22 protein-coding genes are annotated in these 24,838 nt (G+C 43.8%); 9 read left to right on the forward strand and 13 right to left on the reverse strand.

From position 1 onward, the window contains the following. Positions 1 to 192: 192 nt before the first annotated feature. The 7 genes from rbr (at position 193) to CIT02_RS00820 (ending at position 7,982) form a co-directional block, all read left to right on the forward strand. Complete coding sequence (rbr, locus tag CIT02_RS00790) at positions 193 to 777, forward strand: rubrerythrin (protein WP_292613100.1); 585 nt, start codon at positions 193 to 195, stop codon at positions 775 to 777. Between the two features lie 255 nt (positions 778 to 1,032). Further along, complete coding sequence (locus CIT02_RS00795; RefSeq protein WP_292613102.1) at positions 1,033 to 1,410, forward strand: desulfoferrodoxin; 378 nt, start codon at positions 1,033 to 1,035, stop codon at positions 1,408 to 1,410. 360 nt (positions 1,411 to 1,770) lie between these two features. Continuing rightward, a complete protein-coding gene (locus CIT02_RS00800; RefSeq protein WP_292613104.1) occupies positions 1,771 to 2,262 on the forward strand; it encodes a hypothetical protein in 492 nt (163 codons plus the stop codon). A gap of 297 nt (positions 2,263 to 2,559) precedes the next feature. Further along, positions 2,560 to 4,734: a DHH family phosphoesterase gene (locus tag CIT02_RS00805; protein WP_292613106.1), complete on the forward strand. Its 2,175-nt coding sequence runs from the start codon at positions 2,560 to 2,562 to the stop codon at positions 4,732 to 4,734. A gap of 400 nt (positions 4,735 to 5,134) precedes the next feature. Further along, positions 5,135 to 6,592 (forward strand): ATPase domain-containing protein, encoded by a 1,458-nt coding sequence (locus CIT02_RS00810; RefSeq protein ID WP_292613108.1) that lies wholly within the window; start codon positions 5,135 to 5,137, stop codon positions 6,590 to 6,592. Between the two features lie 4 nt (positions 6,593 to 6,596). Beyond that, the gene (locus tag CIT02_RS00815; RefSeq protein ID WP_292613110.1) at positions 6,597 to 6,965 is read left to right on the forward strand and encodes a two-component system response regulator; all 369 of its coding nucleotides are present in this window, start codon (positions 6,597 to 6,599) and stop codon (positions 6,963 to 6,965) included. A 12-nt stretch (positions 6,966 to 6,977) separates the two neighbouring features. After that, entirely contained in the window at positions 6,978 to 7,982 is a 1,005-nt protein-coding gene (locus CIT02_RS00820; RefSeq protein ID WP_292613112.1) for a sensor histidine kinase, read from the forward strand. Between the two features lie 174 nt (positions 7,983 to 8,156). Here CIT02_RS00820 and CIT02_RS00825 read toward each other — a convergent pair whose 3' ends face one another. The 7 genes from CIT02_RS00825 to CIT02_RS00855 all read right to left on the reverse strand — a co-directional run bounded on the left by CIT02_RS00825 (position 8,157) and on the right by CIT02_RS00855 (position 16,465). Continuing rightward, on the reverse strand, positions 8,157 to 9,074 hold the full coding sequence (locus CIT02_RS00825; protein ID WP_363124180.1) for a UbiA family prenyltransferase: 918 nt from the start codon (positions 9,072 to 9,074) through the stop codon (positions 8,157 to 8,159). After that, positions 8,998 to 9,774, reverse strand: coding sequence for a winged helix-turn-helix domain-containing protein (locus CIT02_RS00830; protein ID WP_292613117.1), 777 nt, complete (start codon positions 9,772 to 9,774; stop codon positions 8,998 to 9,000). Before CIT02_RS00830 ends, CIT02_RS00825 begins: the two co-directional genes overlap by 77 nt. A 326-nt stretch (positions 9,775 to 10,100) precedes the next feature. Beyond that, entirely contained in the window at positions 10,101 to 10,586 is a 486-nt protein-coding gene (locus tag CIT02_RS00835) for a hypothetical protein (RefSeq protein WP_292613119.1), read from the reverse strand. 419 nt (positions 10,587 to 11,005) lie between these two features. Next, a complete protein-coding gene (gene nth, locus CIT02_RS00840; protein WP_292614995.1) occupies positions 11,006 to 11,656 on the reverse strand; it encodes an endonuclease III in 651 nt (216 codons plus the stop codon). 162 nt (positions 11,657 to 11,818) lie between these two features. After that, the gene (locus CIT02_RS00845; protein WP_292613121.1) at positions 11,819 to 12,277 is read right to left on the reverse strand and encodes an ATP/GTP-binding protein; all 459 of its coding nucleotides are present in this window, start codon (positions 12,275 to 12,277) and stop codon (positions 11,819 to 11,821) included. A gap of 179 nt (positions 12,278 to 12,456) precedes the next feature. Further along, complete coding sequence (gene aroA / locus CIT02_RS00850; protein WP_292614997.1) at positions 12,457 to 13,761, reverse strand: 3-phosphoshikimate 1-carboxyvinyltransferase; 1,305 nt, start codon at positions 13,759 to 13,761, stop codon at positions 12,457 to 12,459. A 31-nt stretch (positions 13,762 to 13,792) separates the two neighbouring features. Then, the gene (locus CIT02_RS00855) at positions 13,793 to 16,465 is read right to left on the reverse strand and encodes a valine--tRNA ligase (protein WP_292613123.1); all 2,673 of its coding nucleotides are present in this window, start codon (positions 16,463 to 16,465) and stop codon (positions 13,793 to 13,795) included. A gap of 197 nt (positions 16,466 to 16,662) precedes the next feature. Between CIT02_RS00855 and CIT02_RS00860 the strand changes: the two genes are divergently transcribed. Both CIT02_RS00860 and pheT read left to right on the forward strand, forming a co-directional pair. After that, positions 16,663 to 17,019, forward strand: a complete 357-nt coding sequence (locus CIT02_RS00860; protein WP_292613125.1) for a hypothetical protein — start codon at positions 16,663 to 16,665, stop codon at positions 17,017 to 17,019. Positions 17,020 to 17,214: 195 nt separating this feature from the next. Continuing rightward, on the forward strand, positions 17,215 to 18,885 hold the full coding sequence (pheT, locus tag CIT02_RS00865) for a phenylalanine--tRNA ligase subunit beta (protein WP_292613127.1): 1,671 nt from the start codon (positions 17,215 to 17,217) through the stop codon (positions 18,883 to 18,885). A 247-nt stretch (positions 18,886 to 19,132) separates the two neighbouring features. Here pheT and CIT02_RS00870 read toward each other — a convergent pair whose 3' ends face one another. From CIT02_RS00870 to argC, 6 genes are all read right to left on the reverse strand, one after another. Then, entirely contained in the window at positions 19,133 to 19,543 is a 411-nt protein-coding gene (locus tag CIT02_RS00870; RefSeq protein WP_292613129.1) for a secondary thiamine-phosphate synthase enzyme YjbQ, read from the reverse strand. 225 nt (positions 19,544 to 19,768) lie between these two features. Further along, positions 19,769 to 20,242: an aspartate carbamoyltransferase regulatory subunit gene (gene pyrI, locus CIT02_RS00875; RefSeq protein ID WP_292613131.1), complete on the reverse strand. Its 474-nt coding sequence runs from the start codon at positions 20,240 to 20,242 to the stop codon at positions 19,769 to 19,771. Positions 20,243 to 20,551: 309 nt separating this feature from the next. After that, positions 20,552 to 21,757 (reverse strand): preprotein translocase subunit SecD, encoded by a 1,206-nt coding sequence (locus CIT02_RS00880; protein WP_292613134.1) that lies wholly within the window; start codon positions 21,755 to 21,757, stop codon positions 20,552 to 20,554. Further along, a complete protein-coding gene (locus CIT02_RS00885) occupies positions 21,754 to 22,596 on the reverse strand; it encodes a protein translocase subunit SecF (RefSeq protein ID WP_292613136.1) in 843 nt (280 codons plus the stop codon). Before CIT02_RS00885 ends, CIT02_RS00880 begins: the two co-directional genes overlap by 4 nt. Before the next feature lie 218 nt (positions 22,597 to 22,814). Next, positions 22,815 to 23,309 carry a flavodoxin gene (locus tag CIT02_RS00890; protein ID WP_292613138.1) on the reverse strand — a complete coding sequence of 165 codons (495 nt, stop codon included), beginning with the start codon at positions 23,307 to 23,309 and terminating at the stop codon, positions 22,815 to 22,817. Positions 23,310 to 23,682: 373 nt separating this feature from the next. Further along, positions 23,683 to 24,693, reverse strand: coding sequence for an N-acetyl-gamma-glutamyl-phosphate reductase (gene argC / locus CIT02_RS00895; protein WP_292613140.1), 1,011 nt, complete (start codon positions 24,691 to 24,693; stop codon positions 23,683 to 23,685). Positions 24,694 to 24,838: the final 145 nt, after the last annotated feature.

Raw genomic sequence — 24,838 nt, forward strand, 5'->3', positions numbered from 1 at the left:
AATAGGTAATAAATAGGTTGGTTAAAAGTGAGAAGGAATATTAAATAACCTTTCCACACTCTCATAACATATAATCAATGATAACGCACTCCTTTCAGTGATTAGCAACTTTAATGAGGGTATTATTCAATTTCATTAATGATAAAAATTTATATAAAGTTGGGGGCCTAAATATAACATGAGGTGTCAATAATGCAAAAAACCTTAGAAAACCTTACAAAAGCATTTATTGGTGAAAGTCAGGCTAGAAACAGGTACACTTTCTATGCTAAACAGGCTAAAAAGGATGGGTACCCTGAACTCGAGAAAATATTCCTGGAAACTGCAGATAACGAACGTGAACACGCGAAATGGTTATTCAGGATGATCCAGAACCTGAAAAAAGACGCATCACTGGATGATGATGCCATTGTAGTGGAAGCGGAAGCCCCCCTCACCCTGGGAGACACCGTGGAAAACTTAAAAGCAGCCATCGCTGGTGAACACTACGAAAACAGTGAAATGTACCCAGAATTTGCTAAAGTAGCTAAGGAAGAAGGACTGGATGACGTTGCCCAGCGTTTGAATTCCATTGGCCGCGCAGAGATCCACCACGAAGAAAGGTACACCCAGGTCTTAAAAGAAATCGAAGCCGGAACCTTCTTTAAAAAAGATGAAATGGTCACCTGGACCTGTATTAAATGCGGATATTCAGTCACTGGAAAACAACCACCAGAAAAATGTCCCTCCTGTGACCACCCCACAGAATACTTCATGATACGCTGCGAAAAATACTAAAACAAGGAAAATCTAGGGTTTCCAGCACAGTAATTAATCCCTACTTTTTTTGGGGGATGAATATTCCCTATTTGGGGGATTATCATATTTTGTTTTTTTTCTAAAAATTATACCAAGAACAGGGATACATTAAAAAGATACACTCATGGGGTTTCAAATTGAAACTTAATTTACATTAAAAGTAGTAATCTACATTTGGAAAAAATTTACATTAAAATTTACATTAATGTATGGTAAAAAACATTGAGGGTTCAAATGACGGAAAAAGGACAGATCTATCGCTGTGATATTTGTGGAAACATTGTGAATGTGCGGTGTGCCGGCCAGGGTAAGCTGGTTTGCTGTGAAGTGCCCATGGAACTCTTGAAAGAAAGGCAGGATGATGACGGGGCCCTGAAACACCGGCCAATTATGGAAAAAACAGCCCAGGGAGTGAAGGTTAAGGTGGGAGAAGTAGCCCATCCCATGGAGGAAAATCACCACATTGAGTGGGTGGAGCTAGCCACGGGTGACCAGGTTTTTGTCCAGCTTCTAAAACCTGGAGACCAGCCCGAAGCAGAATTTCCCGCTGATTCGGATACAGTAACCCAGATACGGAGTTACTGTAATATTCACGGGTTATGGAAGTCCTAATCTCCGGGAAAATCTAAAGGGGCATGATCAATTTATTTTTTTTATTTCTTTGAAATCTCTTTTTTTTTAAAAATTTTTTCTTTGAAGCACATTTTTACCTGGAAAATAAGTAATTATTAAATGAAATATTTCTTGTATAGTTTTTAAGTTCAAACTGCTGGTTTATGATACTTAGTTTAAAACTATTTAAGGAATCAAATACTATTGAAATCTATATTCAAACTAGATAATGGGGATATCTCCACTTTTAATAGGCAAATATTTCAAGTAATTCCACACATATTAGATTTATCATTAAATTCACAGGATTTTAGAAATAATTGGTGGATTGAAAATAAATTCAAACTGTGCAGGTGTGTTATGCGTAAAGTAATCATTATATTCGCCCTGGTATTGGTGATTGTTTCTCTATCCGGGTGTTTAGGCACTCAAGTCTCCCAGATAGATCAGTTAACCGACACCATAAACGACCATATATCCTCCGGTGACACCTATTTCAACCAGGCTGCCACCAGTACCAACAAGTACCAGTACGAAGCTGCCCAGTCACAGGCTGACAACGCCTCATCCCAGTTCAGTGATGCTAGAACATCCACCCAGGAGGCATTGATATACGCTAAGAATCTCCAGGATCAGGTTTACGTTACTTACTTGCAGATCACCCTCCAGGAACTGGATGCCAAGATCAACGCCACCAACCAGTTGAAGGTTGCCATCCCCCTCTTTGCCCGCAATGACACCAGAACTGCCAACACCCATGTGGACAATGCCAACCAGTTCATGGACGCTTCCCAGGTGTACCAGAAACAGAGGGAAGAGATAGTACAGCAGAACCCCTCTAAATTTAAATGATTCATAAATCTTTTCTTTTTACTGAAATAGATTGTTGAATTAAGTTTTATTCGTATCCGGGAGTGAATAAATTTATAAAGTCATATGTTGATTGAATAAGACTATAATTATGCATTAAACTTCAAATGAATTAAATTAAAACTATAAATGCATTAATTAAACTTTAAACAAATGAATTAGAACTAAAACAAAATTAATTTAACTATAATCAAATTAAACCAACTAAATTTCCTATAAAATCATAATAAGTTTTCACGAAAACTAAGTTACCATAACTATTTTTTTGAGGATACAATCATGAAAAAAACATGCTCAGAATGTAAAGGGAAGGGACGCCGGGTGGTGAGCTATAAGATATGCGAAGCTTGCCACGGAACGGGAGTTTCCGACGAAGTAGATATTAAAGGCCACCTAAAAGGCCTTTCCGGGGGAGCTAGAGAACGCTTCCAACTGGACCAGGGACAGGAAGTCCCCTGCAGTGTATGCAGTGGGAAAGGAGAAGTGGAAGTCACCGAGGAATGCCCGGAATGTCAGGGAAAAGGAGAAATCAACCTGTGCACCAAATGTGGTAAACCCATTGAAAAGGGAGACTACTGTGACGACTGCCAGGACAAACCCCGGGTGTATATACTGCACCCTGCCTCAGAACTACAGGACCTGGAGTTAGGGGAACACTACAAGGGAAAGATCACCCGGGTAGAAGACTACGGTGTTTTTGTTAGTCTCTCCAAGAAACTTTACGGCCTCCTGCGTATGAGGAGCCCACCCTACAGTGTGGGTGAGGAGTTATTTGTCCAGATCATGGAGATCAAACACCACCGGGGAGAAGTGGACCTGGCACCCGCTGCTATCAAAGGGGCTTACGAACTGGTGAAACTCAAAAAGGAAATGCCCCGTACCCGAATAGCCGATATCACCCCTAAAATGAAGGGCAGGAATGTGTGCCTGGTGGGAGAAGTGGTCCAGATCCAGCAGACCAGTGGACCCACCATCTTCACCATCTCCGATGAAACTGGTATCACCTGGGCCGCAGCCTTTGATGAACCCGGAGTACGGGTCTATCCCAACATCAACATCGACAATATGGTGGAAGTACTGGGGGAAGTATCCCTCCACGGAGGTAAGATCCAGATAGAATCCGAGAGCATCGAGCGCCTCCATGGATCAGACGCTACCGAAGCCAGGCAACGTATCGATGAAGCCCTGGATAAGCGGGCAGAACCAGAAAACACCGAGCTCATACAGGACGCACCCATAATCCAGAAATTACAACCACGCCTAGTTGCTGCGGCTAAAGCCATCCGCCGAGCCATCATGGACGGGCGCAGTATACTGGTACGTCACCACGCTGACGCCGATGGTATCTGTGCCGGTGTGGCTGTGGAAAAGGCAGTCATCCCCCTATTGCAGGAGATCAACCCGGCCAACGATGCAGAATGGCATTACTTCCGCCGTTCTCCCAGCAAAGCACCCTTCTACGAGATCGAAGATGTGGTGAAGGACTTGAGCTTTGCCCTGGAAGACCTGGAACGCCACGGACAGAAATTACCATTACTGGTCCTTATGGATAACGGTTCCACCGAAGAGGACATCCTGGCCCTGTTGAAGGTTAAGATATACGACATTGAAGTGGTGGTAGTGGATCACCACTATCCGGGAGAGGTCACCGATGGCCGGGTAGCCGTAGATGACTACGTTGATGTCCACGTGAACCCCTACCTGGAAGGAGGAGACAGCCAGGTCACTGCCGGGGCCCTGGCCGTGGAACTGGCCCAGATGATCAACCCCGAGGTAAAGGATAGACTCCTCCACCTGCCGGGTATAGCAGCAGTGGGTGACCACGCCCGCTCACCAGAAGCACAGTGGTACATCGACCTGGCCAAGGAAAAAGGCTACGACCTGGAAGACCTGGACAGGATCGCCACGGCCATTGACTTTGAAGCATTTTTCCTGCGCTTCATGAATGGCCGGGGAATCATGGACACCATACTGGGACTGGGTAACAGGGAAAAACACACCAAACTGGTGGATGCACTCTACAAAGAGTCACAAAGACGTGTGGAATGGCAGCTGGCCGCAGCCCTGCCAAATCTCAAGACCCAGAAGTTCCCCAACGGAATTATATTCAGTGTTCTGGACGTGGAGAAGTTCGCCCATAAATTCACTTTCCCTGCTCCCGGTAAGACCTGTGGCTTTGTCCACGACAGCATGGTCCAGAAACACGGGGAAGAAACACCCATTATCACCCTGGCCTACGGCCCAGACTTTGGAGTTATACGGGCCACCGATGCCGTGAATGAGATATTCGGTTTCAACCTCAACACCATAATTCAGGAACTCCTGGTGGAAATACCCGAAGCAGGTATTGATGGTGGAGGCCACGAATGTGCCGGTAGCCTGAAATTCGTGGAAGGACTATCCAAAAAAGTACTGCAGGCCTTTGCGGGTAAGGTTGCCGGGCTAAAGGCGTGAAATTAGGGATTTATTTTTATATTTTCATCCCTAATTTCAGAATTATCCACCTCATTATTTTAATTATTTTTTCCATCAATATCCTACTTTTTTTAACCATTTCCCGGCTAATCACTATTTTATCTTACTTTAAAAAGGTTTTTTTTACAGGCATAGTAATGGTTAATGTTTTTAAGATCGAAGTCCCGGTATGTTTTTTCACTTGGAAAATTGGAAAATAGATTATTAAATGGTTTAATAGGTGAAATAGGTTTAAATTGGAGTTAAATATTTTCTAAATCATCCTCCGAGTTGATTTCCAACCTGTATTGTGAAATGATTCACCAAAATGATCCTAAATTTTATGTTTAAGTGAATTCAATATTTAAGCAAGAATCTAAATATTGAGATGGGGATATAAGTGAAAAATACAGAGAAAACAAAAGAGAAGTTATCCAGTGGCATCCCTGGTTTTGATGAGATATTAATGGGTGGATTTGTACCCCGGCGTTCATATCTCCTAAGGGGTTTACCAGGAACTGGAAAAACAGCCCTGGGAATGCACTTTTTAACGGAAGGAGTGAAAAATAAGGAGAAAGTTCTATTCATAAACATGGGTGAGCCCACCCCACAGGTGATCAGTAATGCCCAGGCCATGGGCTTTGACACTGAGGGTATTGATTTTTTAGATCTCAGTCCTGACGAGGATTTCTTTGCCAAACAGGAAGCCTACGATATATTCTCACCAGCAGAAGTGGAACGGGAATCAACCACCAACACCATAATCGAAAAGGTCCAGTCATTGCAGCCAGTGAGGGTGTTCCTGGATCCCATAACTCAGTTCAGATATCTATCCACAGATGAATTTCAGTTCAGAAAACAGGCCCTATCATTCCTGCGTTTTTTAACGGATAACGGGGCCACCGTACTTTTCACCTCAGAATTCAGTGAACAGGACCCGGATGATGACCTCCAGTTCATGTGTGACGGTATAATAAACCTGGAATTCTTCAAAGAAGGTCGAAGTATATCTATAAGTAAATTCCGAGGATCAGGATTCAGGTTCGGTGTGCATTCCATGCGCATAACCCGCAGTGGTGTTAAAATATACCCCCGACTGCGACCCACTGTCCAGAAACAGGAATTAACCCATGAAACCATATCCTCGGGAGTTCCAGAACTGGATGAACTCCTTCACGGGGGTATTGAAAGGGGCACCACCACCATAATCAGTGGACCCAGTGGAGTGGGTAAAACCACGGTGGGAATCCAGTTTATGAAGGAAGCCGCTGGTAGAGGTGAACGTTCCGTGGTTTACACCTTTGAAGAAAGTGAATCTAACTTGATTAACCGTTGTGAATCCATTAACATTCCGGTAAAGAGCATGATCAACACCGGTATGCTCTCGGTGGTGCCGGTGGAACCCCTGCGCTATTCCCCGGAAGAATTCGCCCAGCTGGTACGGAATGAAGTGGATGAAAATGGCTCTAAAATCGTGATGATCGACAGTACCTCGGGTTACAACCTTTCCCTGCGAGGCGAAGACCCGGTAAGCCACCTGCACTCCCTGGCCAAGTACATGACCCACACTGGAGTCACGGTGATCTTGATCAACGAGGTGGAAAATCTCAGTGGAGATCTAAAGATAACTGAAATTGGTATCAGCTATCTGGCGGATAATATGGTATTCCTTCGCTACTTCGAACAGGGCGGGGAACTGAGAAAAGCCATTGGTGTACTTAAAAAACGTTTAAGTGACTTTGAAAAGAACATCCGCGAATTACAGATTACTCAGTACGGAATTAGGGTAGGACCACCCCTAGATATTAAGGGAATACTCAGTGGAGACTTAGAATTTTCCAGAAATGACAGGGAATGATAAAATGCCAAAAAACCCCACTATTTTGGTCTTAAATCGTAACCAGAGAAATTTGGACATTTTGAATCAAATTCTGGGTGAGGAAGGATATGAAGTTGTGGGTTCTCGGGACCTGGAATCACTGGACCGGGAAGTTCAAACCAGACAGCAGGATATAAACCTGGTGTTAATGGATATAACTGGTTTTAACCGCAGTGTCTGGGATTCCTGTGAACTCCTTCGCAGTGCAGATATCCCCTTTCTGGTTTTAAGTCCGCAACATCACCATGCTGTGGAAAAACAGGGCCTTATTTATGGTGCTAAAGGAGTCATAGTCAAACCTCTAGCTGTCAAAGAACTTTTACATTTAATTAAAAGTTTGATTCAGGATTAGGGAAAGCGGGTGATGTCAGTGGAGTCAAAGGAAACTATCTTAATATCAATGGTTAACACTAAAAACAGTGTAATGGTTGGAGAACTCCTGGGAAAAGATTATAACATAATATACCATGAATCAGAGATTCCTGATGAGGGTGATGGTCTTGGATTGTGGATTATGGACTTAGCCCGCTGGGCAGCCAAAAGGGAAGAAATGGAATTAAGAAAACAAAATGAGGCACCCCTATTTTTACCATATCTCCTGGTCATATCTCCTAATGACCTTTTAAAGGTGCAGAAAGATGTCTGGACCAGTTTTGATGAGGTTATAACTGTCCCTATTACCAAGATGGTGCTCCAGTCCCGGGTTAAGGTACTGCTCCAGACTCGCCAGCTCTCTGTTCAGGTTAACCACCTGCTCCAGGATAAGGAAATGCTGATGAAAGAGATACACCACCGGGTCAAAAATAATTTAATGATTATATCCAGCCTCCTCAGCATGCAATCAAGGCAGATTAAAGATGAAGCTGCCAGGGAGGTTTTTAAAGAGAGCCAAACCCGGGCCCGTTCCATGGCACTTATCCACGAGAGATTGTACCGTTCTGATGATCTTAAAAGTGTTGATTTCTCGGACTATATCCGTTCCCTGGTCAGGGATATTTTCGATACTTACCGTACGGAACAGAAAATCGAGCTTAAAATGGATATTCCGGATGTTATGGTTGATGTGGATTACGCCGTGCCACTGGGCCTTATAATTAATGAAATCATCACCAACAGTCTCAAATATGCCTTTCCCCCTGGCCGTGAAGGGGTAGTGTGGATAAACTTCCATAAAAAGGGTGATGAATACTACTTGGAAGCCGGTGATGATGGAGTTGGAATCCCTGATGATGTTAATTTAAAGAAGAGTGACAGTCTGGGCATGTTACTGGTGAACAGTCTCACGGCACAGATCGATGGTGAACTGGAATTGGATAGCCAGGATGGAACCATTTTTCGTATAAAATTCAAGGAAAATAGTTATGGCTAGTTTGGGCATTCTAATTTCATAACTATTAATATTCTGTTTTATTTCCTATTTTTGTGACGATCTGATGTTCGGTTTAATTTCCAATTTTTATGATTATCTGATGTTTGGTTTAATTTCCAATTTTTAGGAGTGTGGTATTCTGTTTATTTCTGATTTTTTGTGAGATTTGGTATTCTATAACTTCACCAACAGTATGGTGATGAATGCCACCAGTATCCATTCACCATCCACCAGGATATCCATTTCTAAACGGTTTTCCTGGCGAGAAAAGTAAAATATGTAAAGGTAACCGTAGACCGTGCAAAAAATCAGGGGTATGATGAACACTGGCAGGAGTTTAAAGGCCAGTGCCAGTTGAATAACCAGGATCAGGGTGGTGTTGAGAATTAGAAGTAATTGAATGGTGCGGGACTTGCCCATAACTACGGGTATGGTTATGGTCTTGCTCTTTTTATCACCCTTGCGATCCAAGAGATCGAAAAGCACAGTGTTAATGAAACTTTTAATGAAAAAGAAGTAAAAAACCAGGCCCATGAGGATGAAATCCACACGGTGGCCTATTACCGGCAGGAAGGTGTTACCCACAGTCCAGCTTAAAGCAACAGTGAAGCTCTTCACGGCATATATATCTTTCAAGCGCGGTATACGGGGGTGAAATTTTATGCTGTATATTAAACCAGCTATCAATGGGAAAATGAGCACCAGTAACACTTTCCAGCTGTGGAGAATTCCAATGATCAGGGACAGGATAAGGGAGGAAAATGTGGTGTACTTGAACAGTTTCAGGTGACTGGAGATGATTTTTGATCTCTCGGGTGCATTTAACTGGTCTTCTTTGGTGTCAGTTATCTTGTTTAACCCGTAAACCGAGTAGATCACCAGAAAAGTAGCTATTAAAAGTGGGTAAGATAAGGGTACGCCATATAAAGAAAAGGAAAAAAAGGTTTTTAAACAACCGCTGAGGGCTATGAACACTGAACTGGAAGTTAATATAACTAATATTTTAATGATGGATCTATAGGGTGAATGGTTTAGCCTGGTTCTTATGGTATTTAAATAACTGATTACCCCAGGTAACTGCGTCATAATCATCACTAATCAGGTCTTTATTATTATCATAATCCCCCTGTTCCCGGAATAAACCTAATGATAAGTATTTGTCAGTAACGGTAAACGCAATTTTAACTTCAGGAATAACCCAAAATTTAACCATTTCCTGGGATATGAAACTCTTCAGATATTCCATTTCCTCACTGCTTATACCATCCATGGTCTGGTTAACAATGTCCTGGGTTAATATTAATTCAACTTTGGTACCCTTTTCAATCACCTTCTGGTACATGTCAATGTAATTGAAACGGAAAATGGGTGAAATTCCTTTAATGTACTCCGATTCAGTTAATATTTTTTCGTAGGCATCCTGGGGTTTGAATATTTCCCCGGACTCTGCTTCGATAAGTGTGGAGTTATGGAGATCCCCAATTCTCCTTAAAAGTTCTGGAGGAATACTGCTCAAGTCATGGTTAATCCACAGCCTCCTAAATTTACTGATGGCTGCGTTGGTTTTAATGTCTTCCACGAGATTAATACTTATTATCTTACCAAAGGAAGTTAAAGAATATTTTTCTTCGTTCTTAGTGGTTATTTTCTTTTTTTCAAGGTTACTCAGGTTGTGTGAAAGGGTGGAACTGCTCTGTCCCGTTTCTGATCTTAGTTCAGACATGGTTTTGGAACCTTTGCCCAGGCAGACTAAAATCTGCACCCTTACGGATGAACCAGCAATGTATCTCATCTGATCCTTCGTTTTGGAGTAAACATCAAGGTAATCAATGCTAATATTAAATTCCCCCATGTAATATTTCTTACAATTATAAATGTAATCGTAAGTAGTTAACATTAGGTATTTTATATGACCTTAATATTTGTTCGGGTTCAGGCTGTAATGGTGACTCCCACATGCATCATCAATAGCTAAACTGTATTATCTGTGATAGATTAAGATTTTACAAGTTAAATAAACATTTAGGTGTATAGGTGCAGTAAAATATGTGTTGGAGGCACATACAGGGTAAATAGAGGTCAATCATTTAAAAAGGAAAAAATGGGAAAATGAAGGTTTTAAGTGTATCCGTCTCCACCACAGGCTGGGCAGGATATTTTACCGTCTCCTCCACATTTGGTACAGGTTTTCTTTTCTCCTCCAGTTCCTCCACAGGCCGGGCAGGTTTCGGTATGACAGGCCAGTACCTTCACCATTTGTACAAAGTTGGGGTTGGTGTTACCATTACCATCAATGTATACTTCACCATCACCGCCGCAGGTGGGGCAGGATCCTTTTAACCCACCACTACCTCTACAGCTGGTGCAGGTGAGAACTCCATCTCCTCCGCATTTGGTGCAGGTGACTTTCTGGGCCTGAACCGTCTTTTTGGTTGTGTCCTGAGTCTGTTCTTCACCTCCAGAAGCATTGCCCACAGCAGGGGTGCTTGCTGGAGATTGATCCTGCGTTACAGGTTCATTTACGGGCAATAAAAAATTACAAGCGGTGGCACCACCAATGGCCACAATCATGACTAAAATTCCCACTAAATACTTAGTTTCCATAGATTCCTCTCCTTAGTTACCAATTCAATTTACTTGCAGGGCTTAACACTACAATCTTAGTTATTTGCGTGTCTGACTTTGCAAACTTTAGTTACTCACGTAACTTAATCACTACAAACTCAATTTACCTTACCTAATTTAACACAAATATGATTCAACAATATTACTTTATATTATGTACTAACTTAATGACAATAAATAATTTTGGTTGTAAGATTATCAAAAACTACAGACCACTAAAAATAGTCAGATAAGTGAGCAACAATAACCCCACAATATTTGGTAAAATTTAGCATTTACTCGGGGTTAAGGTGTATTAAACATTAACTCTATTTAGGAATCTCTATTGGGAATATTAGCTCTTTAGAGATGATAACTCTTTAAAAAGATTAAAAAAGGATAAAATAGTTTAGGCAATTCTATTCTTGATTAATACCATTATTCTTTATGGCCTGGTAATAATCGCAGATATCCTGTAGGGGGCATTCCTCGTGCCGGGGGGATTGGGGGCGGCAAATGGTCTGTCCAAACTGCACCATGAGGTCATTTAATTCAATCCAGTACTCCTTGGGGACAATTTTTTCCAGTTCTACCTCAGTTTCTTCCGGGGTTTTGGTTTTAACCAGGCCCAGACGGTTGCTTATACGGTGCACATGGACATCCACGGGTATGGCTGGCTTCTGGAAACCGTAGACCAGGACACAGTTGGCGGTCTTGCGCCCCACACCGGGTAATTTCAGCAGATTTTTAATATCATCGGGGACCTGGCCTTTAAATTCGTCCAGAAGCTTCTTTGAAACTTCCACAATACGTTGGGCTTTAACCCGGTAGAAACCAGCTGGGCGTATCAGTGGTTCCAGTCGGGTGGGGTCCGCATTGGCGATCTCGGTCATGGTGTGGTACTGGGAGAAAAGCTGGGCAGAGGCCCGGTCAGTGTTTTCATCTCGTGTTCTCTGGGAGATTATGGTCCTGATGAGAACCCGGTAGGGATCCCCTCCTTCAAATACTCGCAGATCGTATTTCTGCATTAAATTTTCCATAACCAGATCAATACGCTGGTGGAGATCCATGTTCAATACCGTCCCTTTCGTTTTATGAATTACTTTTTAGGAATTGTAATCTTAATCGTGGTAAATCTAACTATATTTCTTCCATAAAATAATTTATCTCCCCTAAAATAATTTGAAGGAATAAAATATGAGAAAAATAAAGGTTTATAGCGGTATCAAATATTACTGGAGAATTTCCAGGAGGGCTTCTACTCCTTCCATAACTCCGTCTCCATCCTGGGCAATAGTGGGGATTACTGGTGCAGCAGAATCAGTATCCAGGTTATCGGAGTTAAGGTCCTGTTTATTGGCGAAAATTACGTAGGGGATATTGAACTGGTCCAGTCGCCCCAGGATTTCCTGGTCAGTGGAGGTTATTCCCTTGCTGTTGTCCACAACCAGTATGGCTCCGTCCAGGCCTTCGGAGACTATCCTCCGCATGAAGCGGAATCGGTCCTGGCCCGGGGTTCCGAAGAAGTGCACTTTTTTACCGTTGATCATGGTGTTACCATAGTCCAGGGCAGTGGTGGTTCCGTTGTACTCAACTTTGGCCCTGTTGTGACAGATCTGTTCTAAGGTAGTGGTTTTTCCTGAGTTATAGGCGCCCAGAACCACTATTTTGGTTTCCTTGTTGTGTCTCATTTTAGCCCACCTGTAAAAAATATTCCAATCCCTTCACTCAATATACAAGTTTCTCCTTAATCAGTGCATAATACCTATCCCGTACAAGTATTAATCAATGAATTTATTTAGTTACTATCCTTTTATTAAACTATCCCTTTATCCCTGGGCCAATTCCCAATGGAAATAAAAAAAATAGTTTAGATGATTTTGATGGGACATCCCAAATCTTCCATCACCTGGGGGAAGTTAGGGAATGAAACTTGGTAGGCCTCGGCCCCTTTAATATGCACTCCACCGGTAAGAAGTCCCACCAGTGTCAGGGACATAACCAGGCGGTGATCAGTGTGGCTTTCCACCACACCGCCGTTTGCTCCTCCGGTGATGGTTAGGCTGTCCCGTTCTTCAGTTACATCTACTCCCAGTTTACCTAATTCCAGGGCCATGGTATGCACCCGGTCAGTTTCCTTGTAACGGGCGTGTTCCACCCCTACAATGTGGGATGTTCCCTGGGCCACTGCTGCCAGGGCAGCCACTGTAGGTAGGAGGTCGGGAGAGTTTTCCAGGTTAACATCAATACTGGTGAGATTGGAGGTGATCTTTCCGGTTGTTTTGTTTTTCGGGGAATCTCCCTTAACTGTAACTCTGTCTTCCTGAGCCTTTATATTGGCCCCCATTTTCTCCAGGATGTCCAGAATCATCTTATCACCCTGCTGGGAATCTTTGAATAAATTCAGAACCGTAACTTCCCCACCGGATATGGCGGCAGCACTCATCAGGTACGATGCTGAGGAATAATCACCCTCAATGGTGTAATCCCTAGCCTGGTAGGTTTGCTGGTCCAGGTGGAATTTGTTTTCGGGTTCCTGACCGCACTGAACACCAAATTTTTCCATGATGTCCAGGGTCATCTCCACGTAGGGCCGGCTCTTGAATGCCCCTACCACCTGGAGATCCACCGGGTTATGGGCGTAGGGGGCAGAGAGTAAAATAGATGAGATATACTGAGAGCTCACACTACCTTTGATGTCACTTTTACCTCCGGTAAAACCACCTTTAACTACCACTGGGGGGAGACCGTTACTTTGGGTGGAGTAGGCAGCCACACCCAGCTTCTGGAGAGAATCCAGTAAGTCCTGCATGGGTCTGGTCCTCAGAGAATCATCACCAGTGAGCACACTGCATCCTGGTGCCAGGCTGGTCATGGTGGTTAAAAAGCGAAGAGTGGTGCCACTATTTTCCAGGTTCAAAACATTTTCCGGGGTTTTTAACTCTCCGGCAGTACCCTGAACAGTGCAACCTTCATCTTCAAGTTCAATGTCACACCCCAGAGCTTGGCAGGCCTTCAGGGTGGCTAAGGTGTCAGCAGAGTACAGGGGATCCCTCAGATGGGACTGGCCACGGGCCAGGCAAGCTAAGAGTAAGGCACGGTGGGTGTAACTTTTGGATGGGGGAGCTTTCACCACTCCCATTATTTCGCTGGCTTTTTCTACCTTTAATTCCACCATAATCACCTGTTTTTAATGGGGTAACTGGTTAGATCACCAGTTCAATTACCAGTTCCAGTTCTTCCAGGAGCAGGAGTTCCACTTTTTCCCCGGTGCGTCCCACCAGTTCTTTCCTGGTGGAAACATGATCAGCAGTGACGTGGGATCCTTCCACATCAATGTAACCATCATTTTCCAGGGTGTTGGCTACTTCCTGTGGGTCTTCAGACTGCAGGTACTGCACAATTACCGGGGCCTGGCCCTTGAATTTCGGTCCGATCTGGTCCATGCGGGGGGTTACTTCCACCACTATCTCCCGTACATCGGGTTTTCCCTCGGTAACCATTAACTTCTCAACACGCATGGTGCCCTGTATATCTTCTTGTAATGCCATTAACTGGTTGTAAACTGCAGGAGAACTGGAATATAAAGTGGCAGACTTGAGGGGGGCGTTAAGTGGCATTTTGCGACTGGCTTTAAAGCGTCTTAACTGGCTGATCACTTCGGATCCCAGTTTTCCCATTTCATCTGCTTCTTCATCACAGAGTTTCTCCACCACTTCCGGCCATTTTTCTTGATGAATACTTCTAAATTCTTCCGGTTCATGGTTGTGGCCCAGATAATAATTTACCTCTTCAGTGAAATGGGGGGTGAAGGGGGCCATAAGTTTTAAACAGGTCCTGATAACTGTGTTCAGGGTGTAAAGTGCAGCCTGTTTTGATTCTCCCTCATCATCAGTGTACAATCTGTATTTAACTGCTTCAATGTAATCATCACAGAAGTCATGCCAGATGTAGGCCTGTATGCGGTTACGGGCCTGGGCGAAGTTGTACTCCTCCATGGCCTGGGTGATCTCGGCCACCAACTGGTTTAAACCAGAGAGTATCCATTTATCCAGTGGTTTTAGACTTTCCAGTTTGATTTCTTCATTATTGTAACCGGCCAGGTGCATGTTCACGAACCGGAAGGCGTTCCAGAATTTCCTGAGGAATTTGTAGCCGTGCTGCACATCCTTCCAGGCGAAGGGAACATCGGAGCCGGGGACGCTGTTGGCGGCCCACAGACGCAGGGCATCGGCACCGTACTCTGCCACCACATCTTCGGGGGCAATGACGTTTCCCCTTGATTTACTCATTTTATGACCGTCTTCTCCAAATACCATTCCGTTAACCACTACATTCTGGAAGGGTGCTTCTCCAGTAAGGGCTAGAGACCTTAATATAGTGTAAAATGCCCAGGTTCGTATGATATCGTGTCCTTGCTGACGGATGGTGGCCGGGAAGAGGTCTTTGTACTCTGGGGAGGGCCAACCAGCAATCACCAGTGGGGTGATGGAACTGTCCATCCAGGTATCCAGTACATCAACTTCACCTTCAAACTCAGTGCTTCCACACTTACAGGGAGTGGAAGGTTGGGTTTGGGTGGGATCGATGGGTAATTCATCTTCGGAGGGTAACATTACCTCTCCACAACTTTTACAGTACCATACTGGTATGGGGGTGGCGAATATCCTCTGCCTGCTGATGCACCAGTCCCAGTCCATGTTACCGGTCCAGTTTAAAAGACGGGTTTTCATATGCTCGGGCATCCAGTCCATGTTCTCGGCAGCTTCCTCTATCTGGCTGTTGAGTTCTTTGACTGCCACGAACCACTGTTTTTTAACCAGGATTTCAATGGGTGTTTTGCATCTCCAGCACAGGCCCACATTCTGGTCTACCTTCTCTTTACAGGTGAGGTATCCCTCTTTATCCAGGTCTTCTACTATGGCCTGTTTACACTCCTGGAGGGTGAGTCCGGCGTATTTGCCACAGACATCCTGCATTATTCCCTGTTCATTGATAGCCTCGATAATGTCCAGGTTGTAGCGGTTAACCCACATTACGTCGGTTTTATCCCCGAAGGTACAGATCATAACTGCCCCGGTACCAAATTCCGGATCCACTTCTCGGTCGGTGATGATCTCCACTTCCCGGTCAAAGAGGGGTACCTTAACCTTTTTGCCAGTGAGGTGCTGGTAACGTTCATCCTCAGGATGCACTACCACTGCTACACATGCTGCCAGTAATTCTGGCCGGGTGGTGGCGATGGGCACACCAGATTCATTACTGCTTGAAGGAAATTCAAGGTAATTGAGGAAGGTTTCATTTTCCTGGTAGTCAACTTCAGCAAAAGCAATGGCAGTTTCACAGCGGGGGCACCAGTTCACCGGGTGCACTGCCCGGTAGATGAGACCATCATGGTACATTTTCAGGAAACTACGCTGGGTCTTTTCCTTGTACTCGGGGGTCATGGTCACGTATTCCCGGTTCCAGTCCTGGGAGTATCCCATGCGTTGCATCTGGGTTTTCATACCCTGGATATTCTCCCGGGTGAGGTCTATGCACATTTCGCGGAATTCATCCCGGGGCACGTCGTTCTTCTTAATGTTGTGGGTTTCCTCCACCTTAACCTCGGTGGGCAGACCGTGACAGTCCCAGCCCTGGGGGAACAGTACGGAGTAGCCCTGCATACGTTTCCAGCGGGCTAGTAAGTCCATGTAAAGCCAGTTGAGAACGTGGCCTATGTGTATGGATCCTGTAGGGTACGGTGGTGGTGTGTCAATTATGTAACGGGGTCGGCTTTCATTGGGGTCGAACTGGTAAAGCTCTGTTTGTTGCCATATCTCTTGCCACTCGATTTCTTTTTCGTGATTGTAGTCCTTAGGAACCTCAACTTCCTTCATCTTCGGTCTCCTCTCCATGCTAAATCATTAGTAAATTCTAAAATCAGCCAAATAGCTAAATTAAATATATATGCTTTCAAGTTAAGTATTGTTATAGTCTATTTAACCAATGGATATAATTAAATCTATAGTTACATATGGTATAAAATTACACTGACACAAAATTGTAACCATGATAATGATACGGTGAGCATAATATGGAAATGCTGTGGTTTTACATAGCTGTTATCCTGGCAATAAGTGATGAGGCGCACAGCCAAATCTTCTGGAAGCTTTTCTTTGATTTCTACGTCTTACTGGCGGGAATGATACAGAAAATAGTAGGATCCAACATTAGAATGTGGATGGTGCACGAAGTTCTGGAAGCCATATTCCACTTCATCCTGTTATCCCTGCTCTTTTTATCCTTGGAAATTGGATTATTAGCAGCAATCATCCACCTGGTTATAGACCTCTACCACGAAGTAGCTGGCCTGGAAATGACATGGTTACAGCACCGTGCCCTGCACTTCACAGTAGAGTCCCTGTTCTTCATCCTGTTTTTAGGCATATAAGGAAAAGGGTATTAAAAAATTTATTTTCATTTATCAAATATCATAAACCAATTAAAATTCATAAACCAATTAAAATTCATAAACCAAATATTTACACAGTAAATATAATTTATACAAAACTAAATTCACCCAAAAATCTTAGATAAATCACACCAAATTTAGACCATGAAAATAACTTAAATAGAGGAAAGAGTCATGCCAGTTATAAAATTCACCTACACTGATCTGGAAGAATTATTGGATAGATCCATGGACAAGGACGAACTCATAGACATGCTCCCCATGATCGGGAGCGATATAGAGGACTACGATGACGAAGAGGTTAAGGTGGAGTTTTTTCCCAACCGCCCAGACTACCTGAGTGTGGAAGGAGTGGCCCGGGCACTCAAGGGGTTCCTGGGAATAGAACAGGGAATGCCCCAGTACCATCTGGAACCCTCTGGAACCAGTATCACCATAGACCCTGGACTGGAGGGTATCCGGCCCTACACTGCCTGCTGTCTGGTTCGGGGGGTTGAATTTTCCGATGAGAAACTAGCCCAGATAATGGACTTCCAGGAAGACCTGCACTGGGTGATAGGACGTGACCGTAAAAAGGTGGCCATTGGAATCCACAACCTGGATGTTTTAAAGGGTCCTTTCCGTTATCTCGCCGCTGACCCTGATGAAGTATCCTTTGTACCCCTGGAAATGGAGGAGGAAATGACCCTCCGGGAAATACTCACCGTGCACAAGAAGGGAAAGGCCTACGCCCACTTAATAGATAAGTTCGATAAGTACCCCTTGATAATGGATTCTGAGGATAATGTACTTTCCATGCCCCCTATAATCAATGGAGAGTTAACCAAACTTACCACGGACACTAAAAATCTCTTTGTGGATGTGACGGGCTCTGATCAGCAGGCAGTAGAGCGTACCCTAAATATCATCGCCACCAGTTTTGCTGAGTCCGGGGCCACCATCCAGACCATGGAAAACATATATCAAGATGAAACCCTAATAAGGCCGGATTTAACCCCCAAGGAAAGGACAGTCAGTGTGAAAAATGCGGTTAAACTAATTGGAATACCACTTACTGCTGATGAGGTGGTTAAAGCCCTGAAAAAAGTTCGTTTTGATGCAGATGCCGTTAATGATGACACGGTCCGGGTTAAAATCCCATCCTACCGGGCAGATATACTCCACGAGGTGGATATCATAGAGAACGTGGCCATAGGTTACTGTTTCCGCAAGATCGAACCGGAACTACCTCAGGTGGCTACTGTGGCCCGGGTAGACCCTTACATTGATTTTGACCAGAATGTCCGGGAGATCATGAATGGACTGGGATTTGCCGAGGTCATGAGCCTCATGTTAACCAACGAGGAGAACCACTACCAGAAGATGAAACTCCCTGAAACTGAAAGGGTGGAGGTAGCCCAGCCTATAAGTCAGGACAGGACCATGATCCGGCAGAGCCTCCTTAACGGTCTTTTAGAGTTCCTGGAGGATAACAAGCACGAGGAACTCCCCCAAAAGATCTTTGAAGTGGGAGAAACTGTCTTCTTGGATGAGGAGACTGAGACCAGAACCGCCGGTGTTAAGAAGATGGCCGCCATGACCACCCATTCCCAGGCCAACTTCACCGAAATAAAATCTACCAGTGATGCCCTGATAAGTAACCTGGGCCTGATTATGGAGATCGAAGACTTGGACCACCCCAGCTTCATTAAGGGCAGATGCGCCTGCATAAAAGGAGTTAAAGAGGGAAGCTCCCAGGTATGTGTGGAAGGATTCTTCGGTGAAATGCACCCTGAGGTCATCCGTAACTTCCAGCTGGAGTACCCGGTGGTGGCCCTGGAAGTGGAGTTTAAATCCATTAAATAAGTTTTGGGACCTTTGGACAATTATCCCGGAATTCTAGAAATGTATGGAGTTTGGATTTAGTGAGTTTAATTTCGATGTTCTGGGAAAAATCAATATTTTTTTATTTTAGTTTATTTTAGTTTATTTTAATGTTAGTTCTTCTGTTTAATAGAAAAAAATAGCATATGCCTTCATTAATTCATATTAAATTCTGTATTTAAGTCTTAAACTATATTATAAGTCCTATCAAACTGGTTATGAATGTTCATTAATCTCCCATAACTGTGACCACCAGTCTTCTGTGCCGGGGGCCATCCAGTTCCACAAAGAAGATGCTCTGCCAGGTACCCAGCATCATCCTACCCTTTTCCACGGGTATGGTTTCGCTGCCACCTGTAAGAAATCCGCGGATATGGCTGTCGGCATTGTTGTCTATACGGTCGTGCTGGTAACCTGCACCCTCAGGTACCAGTTTTTCAAGGGCTAATTTAAAATCATCTACTAAACCTGATTCATTTTCGTTTACAACCACTCCAGATGTGGAATGGGGGCTGTAAACATTCAGGAGACCATTTATAATTGCACTGTTGTCTAAAACTGCTTCCACTTTCCGGGTGATGTCCTGAATCTCCACCCGCTGGGAAGTGTTAAGTTCCACACTTTCACGTTTTATCCCCATAGAAACCCCTTCTAAAGATTTGGTTTTATTAAATCCTATTTTTTTTAACATATTGCTTTTTTTAACATATTAGTACAAATGAGTTTAGTACTAAATGAGTTTTGGATAAATAAAGTTGTTAAAGGAGAATGAAATAAAATTAATCAGAAACCGATTACTATTCTTCATTGGTTTTTATCATAAGATTTGTGTTTAGTAGACTAAGTGGTTAGTAGACTAACGTGTTTAGTAGACTTTAAACTGGGTCTCCACATCGGTTTGATCCAGTATACGTTCACAGTAATGACAGCGGAGTATTAGGGGTTCCTTCTGCAGCACGGTGAAATGGGTGGTTACTGGTTCATCAGTATTGGTTATGCAGTTGGGATTGGAACACTCCAATATACTGCTGATTTCATCAAGAAGGTTAACTTTGCTTTTCCCGGCGATTTCATAATCCCGGACAATGTTGATAGTTGCCTGGGGGGCGATCAACGCAATTTCATCCACTTCCCGGGATGCCAGTTCCCGTCCTTCAATTTTAACAATATCCTTGTTTCCCATCTGGCTGGACTGCACATTCATGGCCAGGGTTACTGATATCCCCGGACTGGGAAGTCCCAGTATTTTAAGGACTTTCAGAGCTTTATTAGCGTTGATATGGTCAATAACTGTGCCATTTTTAATAGGTTTTACCTTCAATTCCCGGGGAGCTTTCATGTTTCACCATTCTCCATTAGATACCTTATTATCCGATAATTTCAACCTGGTTATCAAATAATTCATTCAAATCTTATACACCAAAATATATTCAGATAATATTTTATAAGATTATCCTTTAGTTTAAGGGACAATAAAACATTGGAGAAAGGCCCGTCATGAGAATAACAATTCAAAATCAGGAAAAAAGATTTTTAACAGGATTTTTTTTAAGGACTTTAATAAATGTAAAATAAAAAGAAATTAAAGGGAATCTATTACCCTAAAGGGGGTAAAATTCCCGTTTCATGTTCTGAATATTGGATATTCCTATTTATCCAGAACCATCTCCACGAATTTGGCATACACTGGTCGGGTTATAAATATTCCAATGAGAACACCCAGTATGGTGGTGAAGGCGAAACCAGAAAGTATACCTATTCCGGTGGCTCCCCTGCTGAATCCAATGTAGGCCAGTGGTAACATGGCGGCTACCAGGGTTCCGGCTGAGGCAAAGATAATGAAGAATGCCTTTTTAATCTGCCGGCGCACACCAGAAATTCTCTTCTTCTCCTGGAAACCCTTGAGCACCTCGTCGGTAATGATGATCTGGTCGTCCACCCCGGTACCAATGGCCGCCAGAATACCGGCAATGGCTGCCAGATCTATGTTCCAGTGAACCACGGCCGCTGCTCCCAGAACCAGTATCAACTCGGCAATACTGGTTAACATGATAGGTATCACCAGTATGGGGCTGCGGTATCTGACGATGATAATAGCGGCAATAACGATCAGGGCCAGTATACCTGCTATTAAAGCACCGTTAATAAATTGATCACCAAGATCAGCGGAAACACTACTTATACCCACGATTTTCACCTTAACCGGCAATGCACCAGATTGTAAAAGGGTCTGAGTGCTTTTGGCTTGATTTTGTGCGTCTTCTTTGGTTGCTTCACTCCCGCTGATCATCACATCAGTGGAGGCCTGTCCATTGGCCAGCTCCGCAGAAAGCTCAGGAGAAGTAATTAACTGGTCATCCAAGTACATCTCCACCGGTACTCCAGCCTGACCCTGAGCAATCTTGGCGAATCGGTTAGCACCTTCCAGTGAAACGGTGAAGGGAACTTCCCATTGGGTTCCTGTTACCTGGTAGGATTTTACCTGGGTGATGTCTGATCCCACCAGGGCAGTCTGGTTGTTGATTTTAGCCTCGAATTTACCATTACTCCCCACGATCTTGGTCACATCATCTGGTTGGACCCCAGCAATCTCTACAATAACGTTCTGGTTTCCACTGGGGTAAACTTTAACGTCTTTAACCCCGAAAATGTTTAACCTTTTATCCAGGACCGCAGTAACTGTGTTCATGGTGGCGGTGTCCACTGGTTGTTCCAGCTGGAGCTGGATGGTGGAACCACCCTTTAAATCCAGACCCTGTTGTATACCCAGGTAGGAGATGGCACCAATACTGGCAATGAGGAGCACTACCAGTAGCAGTACCCGTTTGTCCTTGAGGAATTCCTTGATATTCATTTACGTGCCTCCGTGTACCATCTTAGTATTCCCAGGTTCATGAGCCAGGTGGCCAGGACATCAGCCACCAGTCCCACTATGAGCACGGCAGCTATATCTGCCATGGTATGGGCAGCGGGTATCAGGAACATAACCACCAGATACAGTGCTACCATGGAACCAATAGCTGCGGCCGACATGGTTAAACCAGTTTTCATAGCCTCGAGTGCCCTTTCAGTCACTGTACCTTCGGTTCTTTTAAGAATTCTGGTGGTTAGGAGTATATCTGTATCCACACTGTAACCGATAAGCATTAACAGTGCACCCACTGAGGCGATGGACAGGGGTATGTTAAATAAGCTCATCCCACCCACGGCAATGATGATATCAGATAAGGCAGCGAAAATAACTGCCAGACTGGGGACCACATCACGGAAGATGATGAACACCGTTATGCTCATGAATATGAAGGCAAAGGCCAGAGCATAGTAGATCTGGGTCATTGATTCTGCACTCAACACCGGACCCACAGATTTATAGCTGGAAATAGTTCCGGTGCCCTTAAGCACTGATGTCAGTTTAACCACATCAACGTCTCCAGTGATGGCCACGGTGGCCTGGTTATTGGTCACAGATTTAACTGTCACCTGTTGACCTGGAAAATCAGCACTGATCAGTGACTGGAGATCACTTTGACTGATGGATTTATCCAGATTTATAACTGCTTCCGTACCACCTTTAAGTTCTATTCCCTGATTAACACCTATAAAGGCGATTAATAGAAGGGAAATGATGGTGATGGCCACTGGGATGGCGATGAGAGGTTTGTATGATTCTATGAATCTTTCAAATTTTACCATTTAATCACCAGTTAGTTTAGTCAAATTAAAAATTATATAAACCTGTATTATTCTCTATTATAGAAGATATATTTTCTATTAGGGGAAATTATGATTATCAAGAAATTACTTCTATTTTTATCCTAAATATTTTTCCCTGGTTCGTATTTCCATAATGATCTAAATACTTTAATTAGTTTATCGAGTTGCCTTAATAACCTTATCGAGTTGCTCTAATACTATATCCCGTAGAGTGTAAGGTCTTCCTCCTTAACCATCTCTTTAACATCTTCCACCAGTTCTTCACTCTTTTTGTTACCGGTTTTAATCAGGAAGGACTTGATGAAACGCCCTCCACGGGGTTCAATTTTTTCTCGCATGCGTTCGATAACCTTATTCCCCCCAGAGTTGCCCATGGTGGCAAAGAGTACCACATCTTTACCCCGGAAGTTGCACTGGTCAATGAGGGTGATGATCGCTGGTGCGGGTTTACCAGCCCAGGTGGGGCTACCCAGATACACCAGATCGTAGTCAGTTAGATCCACTGTTTTTGGTTTAATCAGGGTCTTGTTTTCGCGGAAAGCATCCACTGATGCTCTAAGATAATTCAAGGCCCCTCCTCGGTTGTTGAGATCGGTGATCTCCAAGTAATCAGCATTGATTTCATGGGCCAGTGTCTTGGCAATTAGGGCAGTTTTCCTGGTTCGTGAGTAAAACAGGATCATGGTTTTCATAGGATTTACCTCAAAAATTCAATAAATAAGAATATTTTGTTTTAAAGATGTTAGGTTCTAATAAATGGTTACTGAAGGTGTAAACTCACACTGTGGTGATTTTTGTATAGTGGTACACTCAATGGTAGTTTAAGAATAAATGGATTTACTGGGTACTATTATTGAAATTCTCACCTTTTGCTTTTCATCTCATAAGTTATATGTATCCCAGTTTATAAAGGTTTAGGGGTAGTAGTTCACACCCCTATAACGGTAATTCAGGCTTTTATGGTGGGGATAAAGGTTTATAACTGGCCTAAATCCTTTACAACCTTTCACCAGGAATGGGTTTTATCCTTCCAGGAGTTATTGGTGGTGATTTAAGACCACCTTTTTAGGGGTGTAAACCACAGCTTTCCAGGGACATGTTCTCTTTGAACCCACACATGAGGTTCATGTTGGCCACTGCTGCACCAGAGGCACCTTTAACCAGGTTGTCAATAGCTGAGACTACCACTAAACGGCCATTTTCATCAATTTCGAAACATCCAATGTGGCAGAAGTTGGATCCGCGCACTGCACTCAAGCGGGGAATTTCACCCACATCCAGCACCCGGACAAAGGGTTCGTCACGGTATTGCTCCTGGTACATCTTTTGAATTTCATCACTGCTGATGTCCTGATTTGGGAATGAATGTAAAGTGGTTATAATACCCCTGATGGCTGGTACCAGGTGAGGTGTGAAGGAAACACGAACATCCCCGTATTTTTGCAGTTTTTCCTGGATCTCAGGCAGGTGCCGGTGGGTGGTTACTGCATAGGGCACTATGTTGTCACTGATATTGGGGTAGTGTGTAACTGGGGTAGGTTTAATCCCGGCACCACTAACTCCACTTTTGGAGTCAGCAATCAGGGTATCCGCCAGTCCCGCCTTTACCAGGGGAATACCAGCCAGGATGGATCCGGTAGGGTAACATCCCGGGTTGGCCACCAGGTTGGCTTTTTTGATCTCATCCCGGTACATCTCCGGTAAACCATAAACTGCTTCCAGAGGGTTTTCGTGTTTTAAGCCGTACCATTTCTCATAGAGGTGTATATCATCAAAACGATAATCACCACTGAGATCCACTACCTTAATTCCCCTTTCAACCAGTCCCGGGACTATGCTCATGGAGGCACCATGGGGGGTGGCGGTAAATATCAGATCAACATTCAAATCTTCCGGGGATTGGTTGGTAAATTCCAAACTCATATCCTGTAGATGGGGGTGCACCTTCCGGACGGGGGTGTCTGCATATTGCCGGGAGGTTGCAGCCACAACTTCCACTTCACCGTGGGTGTGGAGGAACCGCAACAGTTCCCCTCCGGTGTAGCCACTGGCTCCAATAATTGCTACTTCTAACATATTTCTCACATACATTTGTTGGGTGACGGGGACTATTAAATATTTATATGAATGTAGGTTTTGTCAGGATTTTCAGAGTAGACCAGTTTACACTTAAACCCCCTTTTCATTGAGGGAAAAAGAGGCTAATAACAGAAGATTAATT

The sequence above is a fragment of the Methanobacterium sp. BAmetb5 genome (genome assembly GCF_003491305.1).
In the GTDB taxonomy this organism is placed as follows: domain Archaea; phylum Methanobacteriota; class Methanobacteria; order Methanobacteriales; family Methanobacteriaceae; genus Methanobacterium.